The organism is Rhodococcus sp. 21391 (assembly GCF_016772255.1).
GTDB lineage: Bacteria > Actinomycetota > Actinomycetes > Mycobacteriales > Mycobacteriaceae > Rhodococcus_F > Rhodococcus_F opacus.
In genome coordinates, this window is the sequence record NZ_CP063781.1 from 6,119,545 (window position 1) to 6,145,031 (window position 25,487).

Below are 25,487 nucleotides of genomic sequence, written 5' to 3' on the forward strand. Positions count from 1 at the left end.
GACTTCGCGATGGCATCGGCATCATCCGCACCGGGTGATCCTCATCTGCAACGGATGATGTGTCGTCATCGGCCGGGTGCAAGAGTCGATTCGGGGCATCCCGGTTGGCCGGCCGATTGTTGCGAAGGGAAACGCGATGACCGATCCGCAGGACGTATCCGGCACGGCGCCGGCTTCTCAGTGGTCGATGCCGCGGGGGCTGATCGTGATTCTCGGGCTGGCCGCGCTCGTCGTCACCGTGGCGGGAATCCGGGTGGCTGCGTCGATCGTCGGGCCGATCTTCCTTGCTCTCATGCTGACCGTCGCGGTTCACCCGCTGCCCGAATGGCTTCACCGGAAGCGTGTCCCGGGATGGCTCGCGACGATCGCGGCGATCCTGGTCGTCAACGGCATCATCCTCGTCCTCGTGCTGTCGCTGGCCCTGTCGGTCGCCCAGCTCGCCACGCTTCTACCGGAGTACGCGGACGACTTCACGGCCCTCATCGACAGCGCCCAGAGCTTTCTGAACAGTAACGGCGTGAACTCCGCCGACGCCCAGACCTTGCTCTCCCAGGTGGATTACAGCAAGGTGTTCGGTCTCGTGGAGGGGATCCTGCAGGCCATGCTGGGCATCTTCTCGAATCTGCTGTTCATCCTCGCCCTCCTGCTGTTCATGGCGGTGGACGGAAGCACCTACGGTTCGCGGATGCGCATCGTGACGCGGATGCGCCCCGACATCGCCACCGCCCTCTCCGCGTTCTCGGTCGGCACCCGCAAGTACCTGATCGTGTCCACCGTCTTCGGGCTGATCGTCGCCGTCATCGACACCGGGGCACTGTGGGCGCTGGGGATTCCGTTGCCGATCCTGTGGGGACTGCTGTCGTTCATCACCAACTACATCCCGAACGTCGGTTTCGTCCTCGGGCTCGTTCCACCGGCACTGCTGGCGCTGCTGCAGGGTGGTCCGGAACTGATGCTCGTCGTCATCGTCCTGTACAGCGTCATCAACGTCATCATCCAGTCCGTGATCCAGCCGAAGTTCGTCGGCGACGCGGTGGGCCTGTCCGTGACGTTCACGTTCCTGTCACTGGTGCTCTGGACGTGGATCCTCGGGCCTCTCGGCGCGATTCTGGCCATCCCGCTGACACTGATGGCGAAGGCGCTGCTGATCGACATCGACCCGTCCACGCGGTGGGTCAACACGATCCTCAGCAGCGCTCCCGCTCCCCCTGCCCCGGTCCCTGCCCCCGCCCGACCGCGACACGAGAAGGAAGAATCATGACACCCGATTTCTCGGACACCACCGATTTCGAGGACGCCGACCGCGGCTTCGTCGACCGTCTCGACCCCCGCACCGTCACGGATGGGGACGGTCGCGTGGTGTGGGACATGCAGGAGTATTCGTTCCTGAACGGCGACTGCCCGGACACCGCCGACCCGAGCCTCTGGCGTCAGTCGCAACTGTGCGCGAAGGACGGCCTGTACGAGGTCACCGAGGGCATCTACCAGCTTCGCGGTATCGATCTGTCCAACATGACGATCGTCGAGGGCGAGACGGGCATCCTGGTGATCGACCCGCTGATCTCGCAGGAAACCGCGGCCGCCGCGCTCGCGCTGTACCGGAAGAACCGTGGCGATCGGCCCGTCACCGGAGTGATCTACACGCACTCCCACATCGATCACTTCGGCGGCGTCGTCGGCGTTCTCCCGGACGGTCGCGGCGACGTCCCGATCCTCGCCCCCGAAGGGTTCCTCGAACACGCGGTGGCCGAAAACGTCTACGCCGGAACCGCTATGGGACGCCGCGCCACCTACATGTATGGCGCGTTGCTCCCCAAGGGGCCGCGCGGTCACGTCGGCGCCGGCCTCGGCACCAACGTGTCATCGGGTGTCCCCGGACTGATCCCACCGACCGTCGACATCACCCACACCGGTCAGGAGGAGACCGTCGACGGCATCCGGATCATCTTCCAGGTGACGCCGGGAACGGAGGCGCCCGCCGAGATGAACTTCCTGTTCCCGGACCACCGGGCACTGTGCATGGCGGAGAACGCCACACACAATCTGCACAATCTCCTCACCCTGCGGGGCGCGCTGGTCCGGGACCCCCGCGCCTGGTCGCGGTACCTCGATCAGGCGATCGAGATGTTCGACGGCGGCTACGACGTCGCGTTCGCCTCCCACCACTGGCCGACGTGGGGTCGCGACCGGGTGGTGAAATACCTGTCGGAGCAGCGCGACCTGTACCAGTATCTGCACGATCAGACCCTGCGGATGCTCAACTCCGGGCTGACGGGACTCGAGATCGCGGAGAATTTCCCGATGCCTCCCGCCCTCGAATCAGCCTGGCACACACGTGGTTACTACGGCTCCGTCAGCCACAACGTCAAAGCGATCTACCAGCGCTACATGGGCTGGTTCGACGGCAACCCGACGTCGCTGTGGCAGCACACGCCGGAGAACGTCGCGACACGGTACGTCGAATGCATGGGCGGCCAGGACGAGGTCCGGGCCAAGGCGCAACGGTATTTCGACGACGGCGACTTCCGGTTCGCCGCCGAACTCCTCAAGCATGCGGTGTTCGCCGACTCGTCGGACAGCGACGCGAAAGAACTACTCGCCCGCACCTACGAGCAACTCGGGTTCGGCTCGGAGAACGCGACGTGGCGCAACTTCTACCTCACCGGCGCACTCGAATTGCGCGGCGGCATCGTTCCGCCTCCCATTACCGAACTCGGCGCGGACATGCTGAGCGCCCTGACGATCGAGCAGATCTTCGACTCCGTCGCCCTCCGCATCAACGGCCCGCGAGCCTGGGACAAGACCCTCGTCGCGGAGTGGCACTTCACCGAACCCGAAGCGCACTACCGGACGACGCTGTCCAACGGTGCACTCATCCAGACGCTGTCGCCGAGGACCGCGACGCAACCGGACGTCTCGCTGACCCTGACGAAAATGCAGTTGGTCGGACTGTTCGCCGGCAAGGGACTCGAGGGCGTAGAGGTGACGGGTGACCCGTCGAAGCTCTTGGTCCTCACGGAACTCGTCGACCCACCCGACAGCGCGTTCCCGATCGTCACGCCGTAGGCGCTCCGCCTGGAATTTGCCCACCGCGCGACCGAACTGCGTGCGCGCCGAGGTGTGCTCGACGACGAGGGCCAGGACGCGTCACATGGTCCCGGCCATCGCGAGCGCCCGAGCCAGGGCGCCGCGCCGGAGGAACTCGGTCACGACGTCGGCGGGCACCGGCGTGCCCTGCTGTGCGGAGACGTCGACCCGGACGTGGTCCCGGGGCATCGACGCGAGGTTGGCCGCCTCCGTCACCTCGACATCGGAGCGGGCGAATTCGGCGACCCGCCACGTGACGTCCGCCTCCCACACGGCCACCAGCGCATCCGCCGAACGCGCCCACGGGACGTGCCGCGCGGTGCCGTCGGCATCCAGCACGGCTGCGGTGCGGACCACGGCGGGGCCGGAAGTCGCGGTCGGGCAACCGGACCTGCCGAGCAGCCAACCCGCGAGCAGATCGTTCTCGGCGATCGGGAGATCAACGGCGCCGGCGGCCGCGAGCAGGTACGCCGACTCCGTCCACCCGGCGTCGCTGCCACCCTCGGATTCGGGGCCGGTGAGCCTCGTGAGGCCGAGTTCGGCGAGCGTCGACCACAACTCTCGATCGAATTCCCGAGCCTCGCCCGGGACCCGCCGATCTGTGGCGAAGACCTGGCCGAGCATGCGTGCGAACTCCCGCATCTCGGTGTCGGTTGCCGGTCCGGTCATCAGCGCATCCCCAATCCCCGCGCGATGACGCCGCGCAGAATCTCACTCGTACCGCCTCGCAGGGTGAATCCGGGGCGCTGCATCACGCCGGCACGGACCAGTTCGGCGAAGTGGTCGTCGCCTGCCTCCGGTTCGCCGGCCAGTTCCTCGACGAGGTCGGCGATGTCACCTTCGGTTTTGGTGCCGAGGACCTTCACCACCGAGGCGCCGAGCTCGGCGTCGTCACCACGCCCCAGTGCCTCCGACACCGCGCGGGACATGTAATGGAGGCCGAAGGTCCGGGCGACAAGCGCTCCGATGCGGGCATCGGCCGGTTGCCGTCCCTCCCGAATTTCCTCGGCCATTGCGGCGAGGATCGAGAACGTGGACATGAAACGTTCCGGACCACTGCCCTCGAACCTGAGCTCGGACGTGACCTGCTTCCAGCCTTCGCCGATGCGGCCGAGCACCAACTCGTCGGGCACGAACACCTCGTCGAGGATCACCTCGTTGAAATGGTGGTCGCCCGACATCGAGAGGATCGGCCTGATCTGCACACCCGGGGAGTCCAGCAGAACGATGAATTGGCTGAGCCCGGCGTGGCGCTGCGCCGGGTCGAGCGGAGCCGACCGCGCGAGCGCGAAGAAGGCGTCGGCCCGGTGGGCGCCGGACGTCCACAATTTGGTCCCAGTGATCCGCCAGCCACCGTCCACCCGGTCCGCTTTCGTGCGGACACTCGCGAGGTCGGAGCCCGATTCCGGTTCGCTCATTCCGATCGCCCAGCTGATCTCGCCGGTGGCGATTCCGGGGAGGAAACGCTGCTTCTGTTCCTCGGTGCCGTAGGCGAGCAGCGACGGTGCGACCTGCCGGTCCGCGACCCACTCGCGCCGACGGCCAGCAATTCTTCGGTGACGACGAACCGCTCCATGAACGTGCGGCCCTGCCCGCCGTACTCCGCCGGGATCGTCATGCCCAGCCAGCCGCGGGCCGCGAGGGCCTTCGTGAAGTCCGGGTTCCACCGGGTGAGTCACGTGTCCACACCGGGTGTGAACACGCCGGCGTCGATCTGCTCGCGCAGGAACGCTCGCACCTCGGCCCGCAACGTGTCGAGGTGGTGATCGGGTGGGTCCGCGGCCGGCACCACCTGTGTGCATGCTGTCCACCTTCGTTGACGCGTGGCGGATGCTTCCGCAGGCTCACGCCTGCAACGCGGCTTTGGCCAATTTTCTCAGGTCACCGCGAAGTGACGGACTCCGAATCGGGCGCACGATCGCGATGACGAAGTAGTCCGAACGACATCACGAAAGCGTGGCGTTGCCGTTCGGTAAAACACGTTCACCCACACAAAACAACGCATTCTCGCTAAAATCGTCGCACCGGCCTACGGCGTCGGGGATTGGCGTTTGTCGAAGATCGTTTCTCGGTGCAGCGAGAATTGGGGGTCGGCGTGACGGCAGCACCTCTCGGGGAATTTCATCTGAGTACTCGAATACCTTCGAGTGCAGGGGGTCGGACGGTTACCCGGACCCGCCTGCACACCATGCTCACCGAAGCGCTCACCGACGACGCCCACCCCTGCCCGGTTGCGCTCGTCTGTGCACCGGCCGGGTCGGGCAAGACGCGGGCCGTGGCCGACTGGGCACGGGAGGTGCTCGCCGCCGCCGACGCTCCGACCATTGCCTGGCTCACGATCGAGGAGCGGCACAACGACCTCGACGTCGTCCACCGTGCCATCCTCCGCTCACTCAGCGACACCGGAAATCCTCGCCTGCAGAAGGCTTGCGCCGGGCTCGATTCCGAGGCGCCGGACGTCGGCGCGCACTTGTCGGCCGCGTTGCACGAACTCGGCGAGAACATCTGGATGGTCATCGACGACGCCCACCTCCTCCGCGACACCGACGTACTCACCGACCTCGAGTCGTTCATGCGCTGGCAACCTCCGATGTTGCGGACGGTCATCATCGGGCGATTCGAGCCGCCGCTCGCTCTGCAGCGACTTCGCCTGGACGGCAAGCTGTTCACACTCACGGCGAAGGCGCTCGCGTTCACGTCCGCCGAGGCGGCCGAGATGCTCGACGAGCACGACGTCGTGCTGAGTCCGGCCGATCTCGACGCGCTGATGGATCGCACGGAGGGTTGGGCGGCCGGAATCCGCTTGGCGGGAATGTCTTTGGAAGGACACCCGGATCCGAGCCGACTGATCGCCGAGTTCACGGGCGACCGCCGGGCCGTTGCCGACTATCTCATCGAGGAGGTCCTCGCCGGCCAGACCGACGAGATGCGCGAGTTCCTCCTGCGCACGTCCGTCCCGGCCTCGTTCACCGTCGAACTCGCGGAGAAACTCACGGGCCGCACGGATGCTCACGGCAACATCGACTGGCTCGAGCACCACAATTTTCTGATCAGCCGAATCACGGACAGCCCCACGCACTATCGCTACCACCCGCTGCTGCGGAGTTATCTGCGGGCGGAGATCAGCCGGATCGGCCACGTCGAAGTCGAGCACCTCGAATTGACGGCCGCCCACTGGCACGACGAATTCGGGGACGCGCTGCTCGCGCTCGAACACGCGGTGAACTCCGGTGATCACGACGAGATCGTGGCGCTGCTCGCCCGGACTTCGCTGGCCCTGATCGTCGGAGGTCATGGTGAGGCCGTCTGCCGGCTTCTCGCGCGGGCACCCCGATCTTCGCAGGACCACCCGTCTGCGCGGCTCATCCGCGCCGCCGCGGCGCTCGCGTCGGGCAACATCGCGGTGGCCACGTCCACCCTCGAACTTCTCGACCGCAGACGGTCGGGGTTGCTGGTGGACGGTGCCGCCGAGTCCCGGTTACACCTGCTGCTCCGCGAATCGCTCCGGGTGCAGACTGCGATCGGCACCGGCGACATCGAGACCGCCCTGAACCGGCTGCGCAGCGTGGGTGTCGGATCGAGCGGCGATCCCGATCTCGACGCGTTCGTCCTGCTCCAGGAAGGGCGTGCGCTGCTGTTCCTCGGGCGGAACGACGAGTCGGAGGTCGTGCTCGAGAAGTCGTTGGCTCACGCTCGCCTCGGCGATGCGACGCTGGGCGTCATGTACTGCCTGGGGTCTCTCGGCGCCGTCGCGATGTCGCGGGGGGACGTCGTGCGAGCATCCGCGCGGGCGGAGGAGGCACTCACGATCGGTCGAACGCATTCGGCAACGAGCGATCCGACATTCCACTTGACCAAGCTCATCGACTCCTGGTGCCGCTACCTCCGGATGGACCCCGATGCCGCCCGTCTCGCCGCCGAATCCGCCGAGGCGCTGCGTCGGGCGAACACCGGGACCGCGGGCTTCGCCGACGGTGCCGCCACCCTGTTCGGTCTCGACGAGTCCGGATACCGGCACAATTCGGTGACGACACTGCACGCGGAGAGCCCCGTGTCGTCCTCGTTGACGGTGCCGCCGGGGGTCCGGGCGGTGTTGTTGCCTGCCATCCAGTACGCGTATCTGTCTGCCGGCGAGACCGGGTGGGCGCACGAACTGGCGACCGAGACGCACGCTCTCCTCGGGCCCACCGGCGACACAGCCCTCGTCGAGGCCATCATCCATCTGCATCTCCACCGCCTCGACTTGGCCCGCAAGACGCTCCAACCCGTCCTGGACGGTGAACTGGAGTGTGCGGCGGGTACCAATCTGATTGCGGTGTGGCTCGTGGACGCATCGATCGCGCTTGCCCGCAAACATGATTCACGTGCCCACAACGCACTGACCGAGGCGTTGCGTCTCGCGGAGCCGCAGTCGGCGTTGCGTCCGTTCCACGACTGCGGACCGCAGATCCGAGAACTTCTGGTGCGGAGCACCGGCCGGTTCGGTGTCCTCGAACCCTTCGCGGAGAGGCTCCGGGCGTCGTTCCCGCGGTCGGAGAGCGCTGCGTCCGACATGTTGACTCCCCGCGAACTGGAACTCCTCGTGGAGCTTCCGTCGTGGCGGACCGCCGAGCAGATCGCGGCAGATCTGTGCGTGTCGGTGAACACCGTGAAGACCCATCTGCGCGGGATCTACCGCAAACTCGGCGTCACCTCCCGCCGCGACGCCATCGCCGCGGCGCAACACAACGGCCTTCTCTGAGCCGGTTCACCACTTGCGGGTGAGGCGCGTTGCCGTTCTGTCGGTCACCCTGAAATCTACGGCTGACCGAGTTCTGGAACGACGATGCGAATGAAGGAGCCCGCCGTGGTGCGTCCTGAATCGAACTGGCCCGGCAAGGTCAGGTACGCCTTCCTGATCAGCGGCGCCCTGTCCGATCGGGTGCTGGCCGCGTTCCCCGAGTTGGACGTCTCAGACGTCACGACCGGCGACACCACACTCTACGGTCCGGTCGACAGCCCGACAGATCTCCGTGGCATGCTGGCGCGCTTCGACGCGCTGGGACTGACCGTCATCGAGATGCGGCGGCTACCGGACTGACCCGGCGTCGGGGTTCAATGGTTGGAGGGTCCCGGGAGGCGGTGAAGCCGATGTGAGCGGCGAGTTCGAACCGGGCACGGTGTTTGCCGGCTACGTGATCGAACGGGTTCTGGGACGAGGCGGCATGGGCACCGTCTACCTCGCCCAGCATCCCAACCTGCCGCGCAAGATCGCGCTCAAGCTGCTCGACGCGTCGTGGACGAACGACGACTACGTCCGGTCACGTTTCGAGTCGGAAGCAGACCACGCCGCGCATCTCGACCATCCCAACATCGTCACCGTCCACGACCGTGGCCGTGAAGGCGGCAGGTTGTGGATCGCGATGCAGTACGTTCCCGGCACCGACGCCAGGAAAGCGCTCGGTTCCGGCGCCCTGGACGTCGAGCGCGCCGTGCACATCGTCAGCGAGACGGGGAGAGCACTCGACCACGCCCACGAGGCCGGGATTCTGCACCGCGACGTGAAGCCGGCGAACATTCTGCTCGCGCCGGGTGATCCCGAACGTGTACTGCTCACCGACTTCGGCACCGCCAAAGCCCTCGACGAAACACATCAGCTGACCCGCACCGGGATGTTGGTGGCGACCCTGCACTACGCCGCGCCCGAGCAGATCGAGGGCGAGAAACTCGACCACCGCGTCGACATCTACGCGTTGGGCTGCACCTTCTTCCACCTGCTCACCAACGAACCGCCGTACCCCGGCAACACCGCGTCCTCGGTGATGCACGGCCATCTGAGCGGTCCGATTCCCCAGCCGAGCGTGGTTCGCCCCGGGCTGCCCGCCGGTGTCGATGCGGTCGTTGCGCGCGCCATGGCCAAGAACCGCGAAGCGCGCTACTCGACCTGTCGTGAGTTCAGCGATGCCATCCGGGCGATCGAGTGGGCCGGGCCCGGCCACGTGACCCGGCCTGCTGCCCTGGTCGACCCCGCCGCGACCACCCGCGCGAGCGGTCCGGACGTGACCCGCCCCGACACCGAACGGGGTGCGGCGCCCACGAAACCGACAACGGTCGGGGGCTCGCGCCGACGGAAGCGCTGGCTGCTCGCCGCGCTTCTGGGCGTCCTCGTCGTCGCCGCTGTCGCCTACGTCGCCTGGCCGGGCGAGGAGTCGACGAGCGCGCAGGTCGTGCTCCCGCTGACCGATCTGCAGGGTCCGGCCGGGCTCGCGGTCTCGGGCACCGGGGACCTGTACATCGCGGACAGTGCGGCCAAACAGGTCCTGAAAGTGAGCGCCGGGACGTATGAGCAGACAGTTCTTCCCTTCACCGGACTCGAGGTTCCGCAGGGAGTGGCGGTCAGTACGTCCGGCGATGTGTACGTCTCCGACCTCGTGACCAATACCGTGACGATGCTGCACGGCAGCACCCAGGTACCGATGCCGTTCGGCGGCCTGAACCAGCCGTTCGGAATCGCACTCGGACCGGACGCCACGCTGTATGTCGCCGATACGCTGAATAATCGGGTGATGGCCCTGCGCGACGTCACCGCGGCTCCCGTCGCGGTGCCGCTGACGGTGATCGGCCCGTTCGCCGTCGCCGTCAATGAACACGGGGATCTCTACGTCGGCACGCCCAACAAGGTTCTCACGTGGAACGCCGCCACCCATGCCCAGAGCTTTCTGCCCTTCACCGACCTCCAGAGCGTCGGGGGTGTCGCGGTCGACGACGAGGGAACCGTGTACGCCATCGATCAGAACCACAATCGCATTCTGCGGCTGGCCGCCGGTTCGGACGAGCAGGAGGTTCTCCCGTTCTCCGGGCTGGATCAGCCGGAGGGGATCGCCGTGTCGAGCCGAGGCGACGTGTACGTCGCGGACACCGACAACAGCAGAGTGGTCATGCTGCCGGCGGGCAGCTGACCGCTCGCGCTCAGGCCTGGCGCGCCAGATCGAAGCCGAAGGATTCCGCCACGGCCTCGTCCACCCGGCCCTGGTGATTGGCGAGGAGTTCTTCGCGCTCGTTCGCGGAGAGTCCACCCCAGATACCGTACGGTTCACCGACACTGAGCGCGTGCTCGCGGCACTGCACCAGCACGGGGCATCCGCGGCAGATCATCTTGGCGCGGAAGTCCCGCATCGCGCGTGCCCGGCCACGTTCGCGGTCGGGGTGGAAGAATGTGGACGACTCGTAGCCGCGGCATGCGGCGTCCCTCTGCCAGTCCCACACCTCGGCGACCGGAATGGGAAGACTCAACCGATTGGACATTTCACTCCTCCAGATACTCGTGAGCCGTTGTGTGCGAGCCCGAGAACTCGTTCCCGGGCCAGATCGGCGGCGCCGACGATGCCGACGTTCGCGCCGAGTTCAGCCAGTCGCACCTCGGCGACCGGTCGGTGTGCGCGTCCGGTGAGACGGTTCTCGAACGCGGCGGCGGCGGGACCGCGCAGGAGTTCGCCCGCCTCGCACACTCCCCCGCCGATGATGAACAGGTCGGGGTCGAAGAACGCGGCGATGTCCGCCATGCCGTGCCCCAGCCAGGAACCGATCACCCGGAAACACTCGAGTGCGGCGGGGTCACCCTCCTGCGCGGCCGCGGTGATGTGCAGGCCGGTGATGGCGTCCGCCCTTCCGCCGGCGCGGGCGAGGAGATCGGCGGCGAAACCGGGCGAGACGTTCGCGAGATCCTGCGCTTCGCGGACCAGTGCCCGCCCACTGGCGTAACGCTCCCAGCAGCCGTGGTTACCGCAACCGCAGCGGCGACCGTGCGGTTCGACGTTGAGATGCCCGAATTCCGCTGCCACACCGAACTTGCCGCGATGGAGAACGCCGTCGACGACGATGCCGCCGCCGATGCCGGTTCCGACCGTGAGCACGACGACGGTCTGCCCCGTCCGCCCGGCCCCGAAGCGCGCCTCGCCCCATGCCGCGGCGTTGGCGTCGTTCTCGACCACCGTCGGCAGTCCGCAGGAGGCCTGGACGACCTCGCCCAGGGGCTCGTTGCGCCAGGCCAGGTTCGGGGCGAAGAGCACGGTGCTGAGATCGGCGGCCACGAAGCCGGCCGCGCCGATACCGACCGCTTGCACGGGGTGCGTGGCCGCCAGTTCGCGAACGAGTTCGGCGATCGCGTTCTCGACCCCCCGCGCATCGTGGGACGGGGTGTCACGACGCACCATCCGGTGGATGACTCCGTCGGTGTCGACCACGCCGGCTGCGATCTTCGTGCCACCCACGTCGATGCCAATTGTCAGAGCCATGTCTCGTGTCCTCTTCAAATCTGCGAGTGAGGGGTGTCACGCTGACAGTAGAGGACCTTTGGATTTTCATCAATACACACTTCCGTCTTTTCGAGAACAAAGCCCGGCCATCTCCAAGTGGACAAGCACTGTGATCTAGGCCATAGTTCTTCCTCGTCGGCGTCTGCCGACATACCCCTAACACTCGGATCGTCCGGCACGTTCCTGCCGGTGGAGGGATTCATTTCTCATGGCAACAATCACTTATGACGGCGCGACCAGGCTCTTTCCCGGCTCGGACGTCCCGGCGGTCGATCAACTCGACCTGCATATCGAGGACGGCGAATTCCTCGTCCTCGTCGGCCCGTCCGGCTGCGGCAAATCCACCTCGCTGCGGATGCTCGCCGGACTCGAGGACGTCGACGGCGGCCAGATCCTGATCGGCGGCCGCGACGTCACGCACGCCGAACCCAAGGACCGCGACATCGCGATGGTCTTCCAGAACTACGCGCTCTACCCACACATGACCGTCGCGGAGAACATGGGCTTCGCCCTCAAACTCGCCGGCACCGACAAGACCGAGATCCGCACGCGCGTCGGGGAGGCCGCCGACATGCTCGACCTCGGCGACTACCTGGACCGCAAACCCAAGGCCCTCTCCGGCGGCCAGCGACAGCGAGTCGCGATGGGCCGCGCCATCGTCCGGCAACCCCAGGTGTTCCTGATGGACGAACCGCTGTCGAACCTCGACGCGAAACTGCGGGTGCAGACCCGCACCCAGATCGCCCAGCTCCAGCGCCGCCTCGGCACCACCACCGTCTACGTCACCCACGACCAGGTCGAGGCCATGACGATGGGCGACCGGGTCGCCGTCCTCAAGGGCGGGGTGCTGCAGCAGTGCGCGTCCCCGCGCGAGCTCTACCGCCGGCCCGCGAACGTCTTCGTCGCCGGTTTCATGGGTTCACCGTCGATGAACCTGTTCACCGTCCCCGTCACCGACGGCGGGGTGCGGATCGGCGACCAGCTGGTCCCCGTCCCCCGCGACGTCCTGACCGCGACGGGCGGGCGCGAGGTGATCTTCGGGATCCGGCCCGAGCACGTCGAGATCGCCGACTCCGGCGGACTGAAACTCGAGATCGACGTCGTCGAGGAACTCGGCTCCGAGGCGTTCGTGTTCGGCCGCACCACCGTGGGCGGGCGGACCGAGAACCTGGTCGCGCGGGTCGACTGGCGCAACCCACCCGAGAAGGGCCAGGTCGTGCACGTCCGCGTCGACGAGGCCCATGCGCACCTCTTCGCCACCGACACGGCGGGCGAGCGCCTGGTGCGCTGACGTCAGAGTTCCGGAGGACGGGCGGTCGAGCCCCTGACCACCAGGTGGGTCGGGAGCACGACCGCCCGTTCCGCCGGTTCCCTGCCGCTGAGCAGTTCCACGACCGCCCGGCCGGCCGCCGCCCCTTGCTCTCCGACCGGCTGCCGCACCGTGGTCAGGTCGGCCAGCTCGGCCGTCGGGTGATCGTCGATCCCGATCACCGACATCCCGGCCGGAACGGGGATACCCGCACGTCGCAGCGTGCGCAACGCTCCGACGGCGACCTCGTCGGAATGACAGAACACCGCGGTGGGCACCTCGGCGCGGCTGAGCAGTAGTTCCATGCCGCGCTCGCCGCCCTCGATTCCCCAGGGAACGGTGACGGTGCAGTCGTCGTCGAGTCCGGCGTCGGCGAGGGCGGCGTGGAAACCCGCCACCCGGGCGATGTCGCCCTCCCAGTACTGGCCTTCCGGGTCCACGGTGCGGATCATGCCGATCCGGGTGTGGCCGATTCTGATCAGGTGCCCGACGGCCTGGCGCGCGGCCAGTTCGTCGTCGATCCGGACGGACGGGAACTCGCCGGCGTGCGCGCCGATGACGACCACGGTCACATCCATCTCCTCGAGCCGCGCCCGCTCCGGCCCGGTCAGCGGAAACGCCACGGCGATGACGGCATCAACCTTGCGGCGCAAGGGAAGCCGTTCGAAGAACGATTCGCGCTGGGACGACTCCTCGAGGCAGTACAGCAGCACGTCCAGATCCGCGGCGCGGAGTTCATGTTCGATGCCGGCGAGAATCCGCGAATAGAACCAGGCGTCGATCCACGGCACCACGACGGCCACCCGCCCGGTCGCGCCCCCCGACAGCTTCGACGCCTCGGGTGAGATGACGTACGCCAACTCGTCCGCGACCCTCTGGATTCGCAGTCGCGTCGCTTCGGAGACACCCCGCTCGCCGCGCAACGCACGCGAGACGGTGGCGATCGAGACTCCGGTGCGGCGCGCGACGTCGGCCATGTTGACGGACTGCTTGGGGATCACGTTCCCACAGTAAGCGAGCAACGCAAATATTTGCGTAGATTCCTCACAGAATCCATGCCGCTGTAGTGCGCAAAAGAAATCACCCGGCTCGAGTTGACAGCCACCTGTGACGTGCCTCACGCTCTTTACGCAAACGTTTACGCATCACATTCCCCCATCCCATCCCCGCACCGAGGAGATTCGATGACCCAGTCCGCGGAGTCGACCGCAACCACCGTCGCGAGCCGGCACCCCGAAGCCTGGTGGAAGACAGCCGTCGTCTACCAGGTCTACATACGCAGCTTCGCCGACGGGAACGGCGACGGCGTCGGCGACCTCACCGGCCTGCGTTCCAAGCTGCCCTACCTCGCCGACCTCGGCATCGACGCCGTATGGATCAATCCCTGGTACCCGTCGCCGATGGCGGACGCCGGCTACGACGTGGCCGACTTCCGCGACATCGAGCCGTCGTACGGCACGCTCGCGGAGGGTGAGGCGTTCATCGCCGAGGCCCACGAACTGGGAATCCGCGTGATTCTCGACATCGTGCCCAACCACACCTCCAGCGAGCACCGCTGGTTCGAGGCCGCCCTCCGCGACGAGCCCGGAGCCCGCGACCGCTACATCTTCCGCCCCGGCCGCGGCCCGGCTGGCGACGAGCCGCCCAACGACTGGCAGAGCGCGTTCGGCGGTCCCGCATGGAGCCGCCTGGACACCGGCGAGTGGTACCTGCACCTGTTCGCCCCCGCCCAGCCCGACCTCAACTGGGAGCACCCCGAGGTCCGTGCGGAGTTCGAGGACATCCTGCGCTTCTGGTTCGACAAGGGCGTCGACGGGTTCCGGATCGACGTCGCCCACGGCCTGGCCAAGGACCCCGCACTCCCCGATGCCGGTGAGCGCCTTCCCGGTTCGCAGCACACCGACCCCCACCCCGCGTGGGATCAGGATGCCGTCCACGAGGTGTACCGGGGCTGGCGCGCCGTTGCCAACGCCTACGCCGACCGCGTCTTCGTCGCCGAGGCCTGGGTGCCCGGCAACGACCGCCTGGCCCGCTACCTGCGCCCCGACGAGCTGCACACCGCGTTCCAGTTCGACTTCCTGCGCGCCCCGTGGCGTTCCGCGAGCATCCGCGCCGTGATCGACGACGCGCTCGAACAAGCGGCCACCGTCGGCGCACCCGCCACGTGGGTGCTCTCCAACCACGACGTTCCCCGCACCGTCACCCGTTACTCCCGCTCACAGCCCGACCACCTGGTCGAAACCGACTGGGAGCGGGCCCGCTGGGCGCTCGAGGAGCCGAACCACGAACTCGGCAGGCGTCGTGCCCGCGCCGCCGCGCTGCTGCAGCTGGCGTTGCCGGGCACCGCATACATCTACCAGGGTGAGGAACTCGGACTGGAAGAGGTCGAGGACCTTCCCGACGAGGCCCGTCAGGATCCGACGTGGTTCCAGACCGGCTTCACCGACTGCGGCCGGGACGGCTGCCGGGTTCCGATCCCGTGGTCGAACGACGCGGTGCCGTACGGCTTCTCCCCGTTCGACGCGGAGGAGGACACATGGCTTCCGCAGCCGGAACACTGGGCCCCGCACACCGCGGAAGCGCAGGCCGGCCACCCCGAGTCGTTCCTCACGCTGTACCGCGAGGCGCTGGAACTGCGCCGCGACTTCTTCGACACCCCGCATCCCGTCGAGTGGCTCGACACACCCCGCGACGTGCTCGCGTTCGCCCGCGGCGCGGTGCAGTGCTGGGTGAACACCGGTACCGAACCGGTCGCACTCCCCGAAGGACTGGCCGTGGTGCTCGGTTCGGTCGCCGGCATCACCGGCGGAGTTCTCCCGTCCGACGCTGCCGTGTGGCTGTCGGAACCGGGCGCGGGTGAATCACGATGAAGCGCGTCGCCACCTGCGCGGTGGCCGTCGGCGTCCTGTTCGCGGCGACGTCCTGCGCCGATCAGGGCATCGACGCCGCCGCGCAGGCGGAGAAGGAGAACCTCGACGGCCGCGGGCCCATCACCTACGTGCAGGGCAAGGACAACTCCAACGTCGTCCGGCCGCTGATCGACGAGTGGAACGCCACCCATCCCGGGGAGGAGGTGACGTTCAAGGAGCAGTCCGACCAGGCGGACCAGCAGCACGAGGACCTGGTGCAGCACTTCCAGTCCCGCGACTCCGGATACGACGTCACCGTCGTCGACGTCGTGTGGACCGCCGAATTCGCGGCCCGCGGGTGGCTGCAACCACTCGAGGGTCCGATGGCGATCGACACGTCCGGCCTGCTACCCGCGACGGTCGAGGGGGCCACGTACGGGGACGTCCTGTACGCGGCTCCGCAGACCAGTGACGGTGCCCTGCTCTACTACCGCACCGACCTGATGGATCATCCACCCGCCACCTGGGACGAGCTCATCGGCGCGTGCGGGACGGCGCGGCTCGCCGGAATCGGCTGCTACGCCGGACAGTACGCCAAGTATGAGGGGCTGACCGTCAACGCGTCCGAGGCCATCAACACGGCAGGCGGGTCGATCCTCGGCCCGGACGGCGTGACCCCGACGATGAATACCCCGGAAGCCAAGGCGGGGCTGCAATCGCTCGTCGACGCCTACCGTTCGGGTGCGATCCCCCGCGAGTCCGTCACGTTCCAAGAGGAACAGGCACGGCAGGCATTCCAGAGCGGCGATCTGCTGTTCATGCGCAACTGGCCGTACGCGTACAGCCTGATGGACGGACAGGGCAGTTCCGCGGTGTCGGGCAAGTTCGGGGTGGTGCCGCTGCCGGGGAAGAGCGGACCCGGTCACTCGACTCTCGGCGGGCACAGCGCCGCGATCAACGTGTACTCCGAGCACAAGGCCACCGCCTCGGACTTCCTGAAGTTCTTCCTGGAGAAGAAGTCGCAGGCGTTCTTCCTCTCGCAGGGATCGCTCGCCCCCGTCCGCGCCGACGTCTACGACGACCCGGAACTGGTCGAGCAATACCCGTACCTTCCCACGTTGAAGACGTCGATCGAGAACGCCGTGACCCGGCCGGTCACCCCGTTCTATCCCGCGGTCACCCGGGCCGTGCAGAACAACGCCTACGCCGCGATCAAAGGCGAGAAGACGGTGGACCAGGCCGCCGCCGACATCCAGTCCGCGATCGCCGCGGCCGGGTCCTAGAGGAGACAGCCGATGACCGTTCACGAACTCTCACTCGAGAAGACAGCCGCTCCCCCACACCGGGGCGGCGCGAGATCCGGCGAACCGGTGCCCGCGCGACCGCCGAAGGGGCGCAGCAGGGCGGCGATGTTCCTGATCCTGCCGACCATGATCCTGCTAGGCATCGTCGTTCTGTACCCGGTGGTCAGCGCCATGGTGATGTCGCTGTTCAAGGACCCGACGATCGATCCCGCCACCGGCAAGTTCGTCGACCAGGGTTTCGCGGGACTGTCGAACTACACGCACTGGCTGTTCCAGCAGTGCACCGACACGACCGGAGCATCCGTGTCCTGCCCCGGCGGCACGCTGGGATCGCTGTTCTGGCAGTCGGTGTGGGTCACCGTGTTCTTCACCGTCGTCACGGTCGCCATCGAGGTCGCGCTGGGACTGTGGTTCGCCACCATCATGAACCGGGCGTTCCGCGGTCGGGCACTGCTACGTACCAGCATCCTCGTGGCGTGGGCCATCCCGACCGCCGTCACCGCGAAGCTGTGGTACTTCGTCTTCGCGTACGACGGCATCGCCAACAAGTTGCTCGGCACGGAGATCCTGTGGACCGGTGACACGTGGCCTGCCCGGTTCGCCGTCGTGATCGCCGACGCCTGGAAGACGACACCGTTCGTGGCGTTGCTGATCCTCGCCGGACTGCAGATGGTGCCCGCCGAGGTGTACGAGGCGGCGCGAATGGACGGCGCGAATGTCTGGCAGCGGTTCCGGTCGATCACGTTGCCGCTCATCAAGCCGGCCATTCTGGTGGCGGTCCTCTTCCGGGTGCTCGACGTCCTACGGATCTACGACCTCCCGGCGATCCTCACCGGCGGCGGTGGCGGCGACGGCACGGCCACCACCACCCTGTCGATCCTGGTGATCGACCAGATGCGCCAGGGTTTCAACAGCGCGTCCGCCCTCTCCACGATCACGTTCCTGTTCATCTTCGCCGTCGCCTACGTACTGGTGAAGGTGATGGGCGTCAACGTGATCGACACCCAAGAGCAGCAGCGAAAGGCCTGATCCATGTCCACAGCAGTCGTCACACCGGGGATGTCCCGGCCCGCGGTGGTACGCCGGCGCCGGGGACCGTCGCTCGCATCCATCCGCACCTACCTCGGCCTGGCGGTGATCGTCATCTGGGGTCTGGCCCCCGTCTATTGGATGGTGGTCACCGCCTTCCGCCACTCCGACTACACGTTCGACACCACGCCGTGGCCCACCCACGTCACGCTGGAGAATTTCGCGAGCGTGTTCTCGACGGAGGCCGGCAACCACTTCGCCAGGGCGCTCGTCAACAGCACGATCATCGGCGCCGTGACCACCGCGATCGGCCTGATCGTCGGCATCGGCACCGCGTACGCACTGGCGCGACTGCAGTTCCGGGGAAAGCACGTCGTCCTCGGAATCATCTTGGCGGCGTCGATGTTCCCGGGTGTCGCCGTCCTGACGCCCCTGTTCCAGCTGTTCACGTCGATGGGCTGGTTCGGCACGTACCAGGCTTTGATCATCCCGAACATCTCGTTCGTGCTGCCCCTCACCATCTACACCCTCACGGCGTTCTTCAAGGAGTTGCCGTGGGAACTCGAGGAGGCAGCCCGGATCGACGGGGCCAGCAGGCGGCAGGCATTCCGAATGGTGTTGCTGCCTTTGGCCGCACCGGGACTGTTCACCACCGCGATCCTCGCGTTCATCGCGTCGTGGAACGAGTACCTGATCTCCAGTCAGCTGTCCAACGACGTGACCCAGCCGGCCACCGTCGCCATCGCGCAGTTCGCGGGAAGCAAGCCGCACGAGGAGCCGTTCACGTCCGTGATGGCAGCGGGGACGGTCGTGACCATCCCGCTCGTCATCATCGTGCTGCTGTTGCAGCGCCGCATCGTGTCCGGCCTGACCGCCGGTGGCGTCAAGTAATGCGGCTCCGCCGCCCGTGAGTACTTGTTAACCGCCCGACGTTAACAAGTACTCACGGGTGCAGGTCGGCCCGGTACTGCCTCGGCGTCTTCCCGAACCACCGCCTGCAGGAACGGTTGAGGGTGCTCTGTTCGGTGTAGCCGAGCAGTCCGGCGATCTGGCCGAGATGGAATCCCGGTTCGGCGAGGTATCTCGCCGCCTGGTCGCGACGCTCCCGTTCAATGAGGTCCTGGCATCGCACACCCTCCTCGGCCAGACGTCGTTGCAGCGTGCGCGGATGCATCGACAGTTGGTCGGCGATGGCCTCGGCGCTGCAATGACCGGTGGGCAGCAGGCGCCGGGCCAGCTCCGCCACCCGTTCGGACAGCGCCGCGGTGCTCGGCAGGTAGTGGGATTCCAGGTATTTCGTGGCAATGCGCCGGGTCTCCGGATCTGCGCTGTCGATCCGCCGGTCCGCCAGGGCGCGGGGCAGTTCGAACCCGCACCACGACTGTCCGAACAGGACGGGGCAGTCCAGCGCATCCCGGTAGGCGGCGTCCGACCCGAGTTGGTCGTGCACGAACGAGATCGTCGAGGGACGCGCGTCCGGTCCGCCCAGCAGCCGCAGAATGCGGACGCCGTTGGCCATGGCCAGCTCGTACCCCTGAGGCAGATAGGGCATGGACGGTTCCGTCATCTCGTAGACGAACCGGACGTCACCTGCGGTGCGCGGCCGGATGGTCAGCTTCAGGGCGGGCGAATGCACGTAGAAGTAGCGGGCGATCGCCTCGAACGCGCCGTGCACGGTCTGCGCGTTCCGCGCGATCACGGCGACGGGCCCGAGGATGTCCAAGCCCTGCCAATGTGAGAGCCGGAGCCCGAAGTCCGGGCAGCCGAGGTCGGCGGCGCCGGCCTCCAGCACGTGCACGACCGCCTCGAACGACACGAACGCGTCCTCCTCGCGCTCGACTCCCGGGGGGATGTGGAAGCGCGCGAGGAACGACTCCGGGTCGGCGTCCAGCTCCCGGATCAGGTCGCCGCATCCCCAGAGGTTCGTGGCCCGGATCAGACTTCCCACGGGATCAACTCCCCTCTCGCCGGAAGCGGTGTCGGGAAATGCTAAAAGCATGTCCGGAAGTGTCAAGACCTGTGACGTGGCCCACAGTCATTCTGTTTGTACCCCATCCTGCAAACCCAGCAGGCAGAAGCGCGAGGAAGCCATGAGCACGACACATTTCGACGTTCTGATCATCGGTGCCGGACTGTCCGGCATCGGAACGGCCTGCCAGGTGGCAGCCGAGTTCCCCCACAAGACCATCGCCGTGCTGGAGCGCCGCGAGCAGCTGGGCGGGACGTGGGATCTGTTCCGCTACCCCGGTATTCGGTCCGACTCCGACATGTTCACGTTCGGCTACAAGTTCCGGCCGTGGCACGACTCGAAGGTGCTCGCGGATGGTGCGTCGATCCGCCAGTACATCGCTGATACCGCGCGGGAGTTCGGCGTCCAGGACAAGATTCGTTACGGCCTGAAGATCGTCGAGGCCGACTGGTCGACGGCCGAGGAACGCTGGACCGTGACGGCCCTGCACGAGGCAACCGGCGACATTCACACCTTCACCTGCGGGTACCTGGTCAGCTGCACCGGCTACTACGACTACGACGCCGGCCACCTGCCGGGCTTCCCGGGTACGGACCGGTTCCAGGGCCGGTGCGTCCACCCACAGCAGTGGCCGGAGGACCTCGACTACACAGGTAAGAAGGTCGTCGTGATCGGAAGCGGCGCCACCGCCGTTACCCTGGTCCCGTCGATGGCCGGCGATGCAGAGCACGTGACCATGCTGCAACGCTCACCGTCGTACATCTTCTCGATACCCGCACTCGACAAGATCTCCGAGGTACTGGGCCGATTCCTCCCCGCCAAGTGGGTGTACGCGTTCGGACGCAAGCGCAACATCGCCCTCCAGCGCGGGCTCTACCTGGCATGCCGGCGGTGGCCCCGGCAGATGCGGCGATTCCTGCTCTGGCAGGTTCGACGACGTCTCGGCCCAGGATTCGACATGAGCCACTTCACGCCGAACTACATGCCGTGGGACGAGCGCCTCTGCGCGGTGCCGGACGCGGACCTCTTCACCGCGCTGTCGTCCGGCGACGCGTCGATCGTCACCGACCACATCGACACGTTCACCGAGAAGGGCATCCTGCTGAAGTCGGGACGGGAACTGGAGGCGGACGTCGTCGTCACCGCCACCGGCCTGAAGATCCAGATGCTCGGCGGAATGGAACTGTCCGTGGACGGGCAGCCCCGCCCGCTGCACGGGCAGATGACCTACAAAGGTGTGCTCGTCGAGGGAATCCCGAACCTGGCCTGGGTTTTCGGCTACACCAACGCGCCGTGGACCCTGAAGTCCGACATCGCAGGCGCCTACCTGTGCCGGCTGCTCCGGTACATGGACGAGAGCGGTCACACCGTCGCGACGCCCCGCGACATGGAGAACTCCGCGATGGACATCGGCATGCTCGACCAGTTGCAGTCCGGGTACGTGCAGCGCGGCAAGGATGTCATGCCCCGCCAGGGGTCCAAAGAGCCGTGGAAGGTTCTCATGCACTACGAGAAGGACTCCACGATGCTCCTCGAAGACCCGGTTCACGACGGGCTGCTGCAGTTCGGGGCGCCGGCATGAGGAACATCGACCGAGGTGTCATCCGGACCTGTCTGCGCAGCGCACGACCGCTGTTTGCGTCCCACCGCGTGCCCGTCGGGACGAAGCGCCTCATGGTCGAGACGGTGACGGCCGCCGCGCGCCCGCCTCGCGGCACCCGGTTCGAGCGCGACACGGTCGCCGGTGTCCCCGTCGTCCGGGTGCGGCCGGCGCACACCACCCGCGGGACGCTGATCTACCTCCACGGCGGCGGCTACGCCCTCGGGAGCGCGAAGGGGTACCGCGGCCTGGTCGCGCACCTCGCCGCAGCCGCCGGGACGGCCGCGGTGATCCCCGACTACTCACGCTCACCGGAATCCCGCTACCCGATTGCGCTCGAGGAAATGGTCGCGGTCTACTCCCGGCTACTCGACGACGGACTCGACCCGAACAGCACCGTCGTCGCGGGTGATTCCGCCGGCGGCGGACTGACGCTGGCGCTCGCGATGACATTGCGTGATCGTGGCTTCCCCGCCCCGGCCGCGCTTGGCCTGATCTGCCCGTGGGCCGACCTCGCGATCGACGTCGACAGGACGCGCCCGGTGCTGCGCGATCCCCTCATCCTTCCGTCCATGACGGCGGAATGGGCCCCGCGCTATGCCGGACACCACGATCCGCGATCACCGGGGATCTCCCCGGTGTACGGCGACATGACGGGTCTGCCGCCGATCGTCGTGCACACGGCCGGCGACGATCCGATCTCCGTCGACGCGGACAAGATCGAAGCAGCCGTCGGCGCTGCGGCGGGCGTCCTCCACCATCGCCGGTTCGACGACCTCTGGCACGACTTCCACCTCCAGGTCAGCCTCCTCGCCGAGGCACGCGAGGCGGTCAACGACCTCGGCGCGTCACTGCGCCGGCACGTCCTGAAGATTCACCCCGACACAGCACAGGTTGCATCCACCTGAGTACGTTCGACGGCAAAGTCGCCGTCATCACCGGAGCAGGATCCGGCATCGGCCGGGCCCTCGCCCTCGATCTCGCGAAGTACGGCGCCAAGCTCGACGTCGCCGAACGGGAAGCGGTGCTTGCCTACGCGGACGACGTCGTCGCACACGTCGGCACGGTCCACCAGATCCACAACAACGCCGGCATCGCCTACAACGGCAGCGTCGAGAAGTCCGACTTCAAGGACATCGAGCGGATCATGGACATCGACTTCGGGGGCGTCGTCAACGGGACCAAAGCCTTTCTGCCGCATCTGATCGCGTCCGGCGACGGACACATCGTCAACATCTCGAGCCTGTTCGGGCTGATCGCAGTGCCCGGCCAGAGCGCCTACAACGCCGCGAAGTTCGCCGTCCGCGGCTTCACCGAGTCGCTGCGTCAGGAGATGCTGATCGCCAAGCACCCCGTCCAGGTGACGTGCGTGCATCCCGGTGGCATCAAGACCGCCGTCGCCCGGAACGCCACTGTCGCCGAGGACAAGGACGCGCAGACCTTCGCGGAGTTCTTCGACAAGCGGCTCGCCCTCCACACCCCGGAGATGGCCGCGACGACGATTCTCGACGGAGTACCTTCCATGCCGTGGATGAAGTAGGAGACTGCCGCGGTCGTCCTAGGACGCCAGGATCTTCGCCTTCTCGGCGTTGAATTCGGCTTCGGTGAGCACACCTTGCGCTCGGAGTTCTCCGAGATCCTTCAGAGCGGCTATCCGGTCGACGCTCCCTCCTCCCGCGGAGGGGGTGGGGGCGGCCTGCGGCGGGGGTGCCTCGGAGTAGGCCGGGGCCTCGTTCTGCGGTGCTTGCGGTTGCTGCTGCGGTTGCTGCTGCGGTTGCTCTTTCGCCGCCCACCGCTGGCCCTGACGTCGAGACACTCGATTCGACACGGACGTCGCGGTTCCGGCGATGACGGCGGTGCGGGCGATCCCGCGGAGAAGTCCAGGCATGGTGTTGTCCTCGGTTTCAGTTTCTGGCTTCAAGAGCGTCGAGTGACGCAAGGATGCCCTGTACAGGGATGCGGCCCGACGCCACGAGTTGCGCTCCGGTGCGACGCAGGGCGGTTGCGAGCGGTGCGGCCCAACTGTTCTCGTAGACCAGTACCGCAGCCGAAGCACCTGGCTCGAGCACGGATCCGGCGTCGGCGATGTCCGTCAGGTCGAGCAGGCCGGTCGAGGCCTCGGCGAAGAGCGACACGTCTATATCGCCCACGAGTCCGACGTCGACGACGTCGATCGCCACGACGGAGCCGTCCGTTTCCTTGCGAAGGAACACCAGGTCGAGTACCCGCACGGTGCCCTGCTCGACGAGTTCGCGGAGGATCGCCAACGCTGATCCGTCCGGTCGTCGGTCGGCAGGGAACTCCACCACGAGATAATCAATGGGTCCGCTATCCTCCGGATCGATATCGTTCACCGGAAACCTCTCTTCGTGCATGCCAACCGGATCCGCAGATGCCACCCCGGATCCGGGCTCGGTCACGGTAGTCCGGGATCTCCCACGAGAATTCCGGCCATCGTCCGAGCATAATCCGGTTCGAGGCCCTCTCACGGGCTTTCCGTGATCCCACCGTGGTGGGTTCACCCGACACACAATTGGCCGCGGCCCTGGAGGAGGCGTCGGTCCCCGAAACCACCGCCCAGGGCGTCCTCGACATCAATTCCGGCGCGCGACTCGAGGCGCTCCGGGGGCGTACTCCGTCACCGCACTGCTCGTCACAACGGCGTTGTTCTCAACCGCGCGGATCCCCCGCACCCCGTCGGTACGCCCGAACGAAAGGCTGCGGCCGCCCCCACGGGTCGCCGCCGTTCGTAGGACTTTCCCGCGTCGCTGTCCGGTGGCAGCATTCTCCACGTGACTTTTGCTCATCGTTTGCGTCCCCGTCTCGTCGAAGAGCGAGCGTCGGTATCGCCGCTCGAGCTGTTCTTCGACCTCGTCTTCGTCTTCGCGCTCACCCGCGTCACCGACCTGATGGCCGAGGACCCCACCGGGGTGAACCTACTGCGCGGCGCACTGGTGATGGCCGTCCTGTGGTGGAGCTGGGTGGGGTACGCCTGGCTCTGCAACCTCGTGCGCGCCGACGAGGGCATCGTGCGGGTGGTGATGTTCGGCGCGATGAGCGCCATGTTCATCACGGCCCTGACGATCCCCGAGGCGTTCGACGACCTGGCCGGCGGACTCGACGGCCCCGTCATCTTCGCCCTCGGGTACTTCGTCGTCCGCCTGCTGCACCTGGTGATGTTCTGGGTGATCAGCCGCACCGACCCCCAGCTGCGCGGTCAGGTGCTGCGCTTCGCACCGAGCATGATCACCGGCACCGTGTTCCTGCTCATCGCGTCGCAACTCACCGGCACCGCGCAGACGGTGATGTGGATCCTCGCCCTCGCCGGCGACTACCTCGGCACACTGATCGGCGGCACCAACTGGCGGTTGCGGTCGGTGAGCCACTTCGCCGAACGGCACGGCCTCATCATCATCGTCGCGCTCGGCGAGTCGATCGTGTCGATCGGCATCGGTGTGGCGAGCCTGCCGATCTCCTGGGCGATCATCGTCGCCTCGCTGCTGGGACTGGCGGTGTCGGGGCTGCTGTGGTGGTCGTACTTCGACGTGACGTCGCTGGCCGTCGAGCACGCCTTCGAGGAGGCGACCGGTGCGCGTCAGATCAGGATCGCCCGCAACTGCTACAGCTTCCTACACCTGCCGATGGTGATCGGGATCGTGATGCTGTCGCTCGGCCTGAAGAAGATCCTGTCGTACGTCGGCGACGGCAACCATCACCGGCTCACCGACCCGCTGTACGGCTGGCCGCTGATCGCACTGTTCGGCGGCGCGGCGCTGTACCTCCTCGCGCTGGTCGCGTTCAAGGCGTACGCGACGAGGTCGGTCACCGTGCCGCGCGTCGTGACAGCGGTCGTGCTGATCGCGCTGCTCCCCGTCGTCTGGCACATCCCGGCCCTCGCCACCCTGGGCGTGCTCACCGCGGTCCTGGTCGCGATGATCGGATACGAGATGGTCCGGTACGACCAGCCCCGCGACGAGATCCGCCACGGAGGTGCTTCGCACCCGTGAGTACTTGTCAACGTCCGGCGGTTGACAAGTACTCACGGG

The 25,487-nt window shown here is 67.1% G+C and carries 20 protein-coding genes and 2 pseudogenes; 14 read left to right on the forward strand and 8 right to left on the reverse strand.

Annotated features, from left to right (window positions below; genetic code table 11):
* Nucleotides 1-136 precede the first annotated feature (136 nt).
* Both GO592_RS28245 and GO592_RS28250 read left to right on the forward strand, forming a co-directional pair.
* Complete coding sequence (locus GO592_RS28245; protein WP_007298491.1) at nt 137-1,261, forward strand: AI-2E family transporter; 1,125 nt, start codon at nt 137-139, stop codon at nt 1,259-1,261.
* Nucleotides 1,258-3,066 (forward strand): alkyl/aryl-sulfatase, encoded by a 1,809-nt coding sequence (locus tag GO592_RS28250; RefSeq protein ID WP_007298490.1) that lies wholly within the window; start codon nt 1,258-1,260, stop codon nt 3,064-3,066. The genes GO592_RS28245 and GO592_RS28250 overlap by 4 nt, the downstream gene beginning before the upstream one ends.
* 81 nt (nt 3,067-3,147) lie before the next feature.
* Here GO592_RS28250 and GO592_RS28255 read toward each other — a convergent pair whose 3' ends face one another.
* Nucleotides 3,148-3,756, reverse strand: coding sequence for an acyl-CoA dehydrogenase family protein (locus tag GO592_RS28255; RefSeq protein ID WP_007298489.1), 609 nt, complete (start codon nt 3,754-3,756; stop codon nt 3,148-3,150).
* A pseudogene (locus GO592_RS28260) lies at nt 3,756-4,876 on the reverse strand (acyl-CoA dehydrogenase family protein). Before GO592_RS28260 ends, GO592_RS28255 begins: the two are co-directional and overlap by 1 nt.
* 399 nt (nt 4,877-5,275) lie before the next feature.
* Between GO592_RS28260 and GO592_RS28265 the strand changes: the two are divergent.
* The 3 genes from GO592_RS28265 (at nt 5,276) to GO592_RS28275 (ending at nt 10,025) form a co-directional block, all read left to right on the forward strand.
* Complete coding sequence (locus tag GO592_RS28265) at nt 5,276-7,828, forward strand: LuxR C-terminal-related transcriptional regulator (protein WP_007298486.1); 2,553 nt, start codon at nt 5,276-5,278, stop codon at nt 7,826-7,828.
* 90 nt (nt 7,829-7,918) lie between these two features.
* Nucleotides 7,919-8,167 (forward strand): hypothetical protein, encoded by a 249-nt coding sequence (locus tag GO592_RS28270; protein ID WP_005253439.1) that lies wholly within the window; start codon nt 7,919-7,921, stop codon nt 8,165-8,167.
* Nucleotides 8,168-8,219: 52 nt separating this feature from the next.
* Nucleotides 8,220-10,025, forward strand: coding sequence for a serine/threonine-protein kinase PknD (locus GO592_RS28275; RefSeq protein ID WP_007298485.1), 1,806 nt, complete (start codon nt 8,220-8,222; stop codon nt 10,023-10,025).
* A 10-nt stretch (nt 10,026-10,035) separates the two neighbouring features.
* Here GO592_RS28275 and GO592_RS28280 read toward each other — a convergent pair whose 3' ends face one another.
* Both GO592_RS28280 and GO592_RS28285 read right to left on the reverse strand, forming a co-directional pair.
* Nucleotides 10,036-10,371 (reverse strand): WhiB family transcriptional regulator, encoded by a 336-nt coding sequence (locus tag GO592_RS28280; protein ID WP_007298484.1) that lies wholly within the window; start codon nt 10,369-10,371, stop codon nt 10,036-10,038.
* A complete protein-coding gene (locus GO592_RS28285; protein WP_007298483.1) occupies nt 10,356-11,360 on the reverse strand; it encodes an ROK family glucokinase in 1,005 nt (334 codons plus the stop codon). The genes GO592_RS28280 and GO592_RS28285 overlap by 16 nt, the downstream gene beginning before the upstream one ends.
* A 229-nt stretch (nt 11,361-11,589) precedes the next feature.
* Between GO592_RS28285 and GO592_RS28290 the strand changes: the two genes are divergently transcribed.
* Nucleotides 11,590-12,672: an ABC transporter ATP-binding protein gene (locus tag GO592_RS28290; protein WP_005253435.1), complete on the forward strand. Its 1,083-nt coding sequence runs from the start codon at nt 11,590-11,592 to the stop codon at nt 12,670-12,672.
* Between the two features lie 2 nt (nt 12,673-12,674).
* Here the strand turns inward: GO592_RS28290 and GO592_RS28295 are convergent, their stop codons facing one another.
* Nucleotides 12,675-13,691: a LacI family DNA-binding transcriptional regulator gene (locus tag GO592_RS28295; RefSeq protein ID WP_039951819.1), complete on the reverse strand. Its 1,017-nt coding sequence runs from the start codon at nt 13,689-13,691 to the stop codon at nt 12,675-12,677.
* Nucleotides 13,692-13,874: 183 nt separating this feature from the next.
* Between GO592_RS28295 and GO592_RS28300 the strand changes: the two genes are divergently transcribed.
* The 4 genes from GO592_RS28300 to GO592_RS28315 are packed head-to-tail and all read left to right on the forward strand — an operon-like array spanning nt 13,875 to nt 18,763.
* Nucleotides 13,875-15,560, forward strand: coding sequence for a glycoside hydrolase family 13 protein (locus GO592_RS28300; RefSeq protein WP_007298481.1), 1,686 nt, complete (start codon nt 13,875-13,877; stop codon nt 15,558-15,560).
* A complete protein-coding gene (locus GO592_RS28305) occupies nt 15,557-16,822 on the forward strand; it encodes an ABC transporter substrate-binding protein (protein WP_007298480.1) in 1,266 nt (421 codons plus the stop codon). The genes GO592_RS28300 and GO592_RS28305 overlap by 4 nt, the downstream gene beginning before the upstream one ends.
* Nucleotides 16,823-16,834: 12 nt before the next feature.
* Nucleotides 16,835-17,872: a carbohydrate ABC transporter permease gene (locus GO592_RS28310; protein ID WP_007298479.1), complete on the forward strand. Its 1,038-nt coding sequence runs from the start codon at nt 16,835-16,837 to the stop codon at nt 17,870-17,872.
* A gap of 3 nt (nt 17,873-17,875) precedes the next feature.
* Nucleotides 17,876-18,763 carry a carbohydrate ABC transporter permease gene (locus GO592_RS28315; protein WP_007298478.1) on the forward strand — a complete coding sequence of 296 codons (888 nt, stop codon included), beginning with the start codon at nt 17,876-17,878 and terminating at the stop codon, nt 18,761-18,763.
* A 52-nt stretch (nt 18,764-18,815) separates the two neighbouring features.
* Here the strand turns inward: GO592_RS28315 and GO592_RS28320 are convergent, their stop codons facing one another.
* Nucleotides 18,816-19,820, reverse strand: a complete 1,005-nt coding sequence (locus tag GO592_RS28320; RefSeq protein WP_007298477.1) for an AraC family transcriptional regulator — start codon at nt 19,818-19,820, stop codon at nt 18,816-18,818.
* Nucleotides 19,821-19,962: 142 nt separating this feature from the next.
* Here GO592_RS28320 and GO592_RS28325 point away from each other — a divergent pair, with 142 nt between their 5' ends.
* From GO592_RS28325 to GO592_RS28335, 3 genes and pseudogenes are all read left to right on the forward strand, one after another.
* On the forward strand, nt 19,963-21,423 hold the full coding sequence (locus GO592_RS28325; protein WP_007298476.1) for a flavin-containing monooxygenase: 1,461 nt from the start codon (nt 19,963-19,965) through the stop codon (nt 21,421-21,423).
* Nucleotides 21,420-22,349, forward strand: coding sequence for an alpha/beta hydrolase fold domain-containing protein (locus GO592_RS28330; RefSeq protein WP_193385484.1), 930 nt, complete (start codon nt 21,420-21,422; stop codon nt 22,347-22,349). Before GO592_RS28325 ends, GO592_RS28330 begins: the two co-directional genes overlap by 4 nt.
* A pseudogene (locus tag GO592_RS28335) lies at nt 22,346-22,957 on the forward strand (SDR family oxidoreductase); the annotation flags it as partial. The gene GO592_RS28330 and the pseudogene GO592_RS28335, both read left to right, overlap by 4 nt.
* 42 nt (nt 22,958-22,999) lie before the next feature.
* Here GO592_RS28335 and GO592_RS28340 read toward each other — a convergent pair.
* Entirely contained in the window at nt 23,000-23,329 is a 330-nt protein-coding gene (locus GO592_RS28340; protein ID WP_007298473.1) for an SHOCT domain-containing protein, read from the reverse strand.
* 16 nt (nt 23,330-23,345) lie between these two features.
* Entirely contained in the window at nt 23,346-23,795 is a 450-nt protein-coding gene (locus tag GO592_RS28345; protein ID WP_039951817.1) for a DUF6325 family protein, read from the reverse strand.
* Nucleotides 23,796-24,233: 438 nt separating this feature from the next.
* Between GO592_RS28345 and GO592_RS28350 the strand changes: the two genes are divergently transcribed.
* Entirely contained in the window at nt 24,234-25,448 is a 1,215-nt protein-coding gene (locus tag GO592_RS28350) for a low temperature requirement protein A (RefSeq protein ID WP_039951772.1), read from the forward strand.
* The last annotated feature ends 39 nt before the right edge of the window (nt 25,449-25,487 follow it).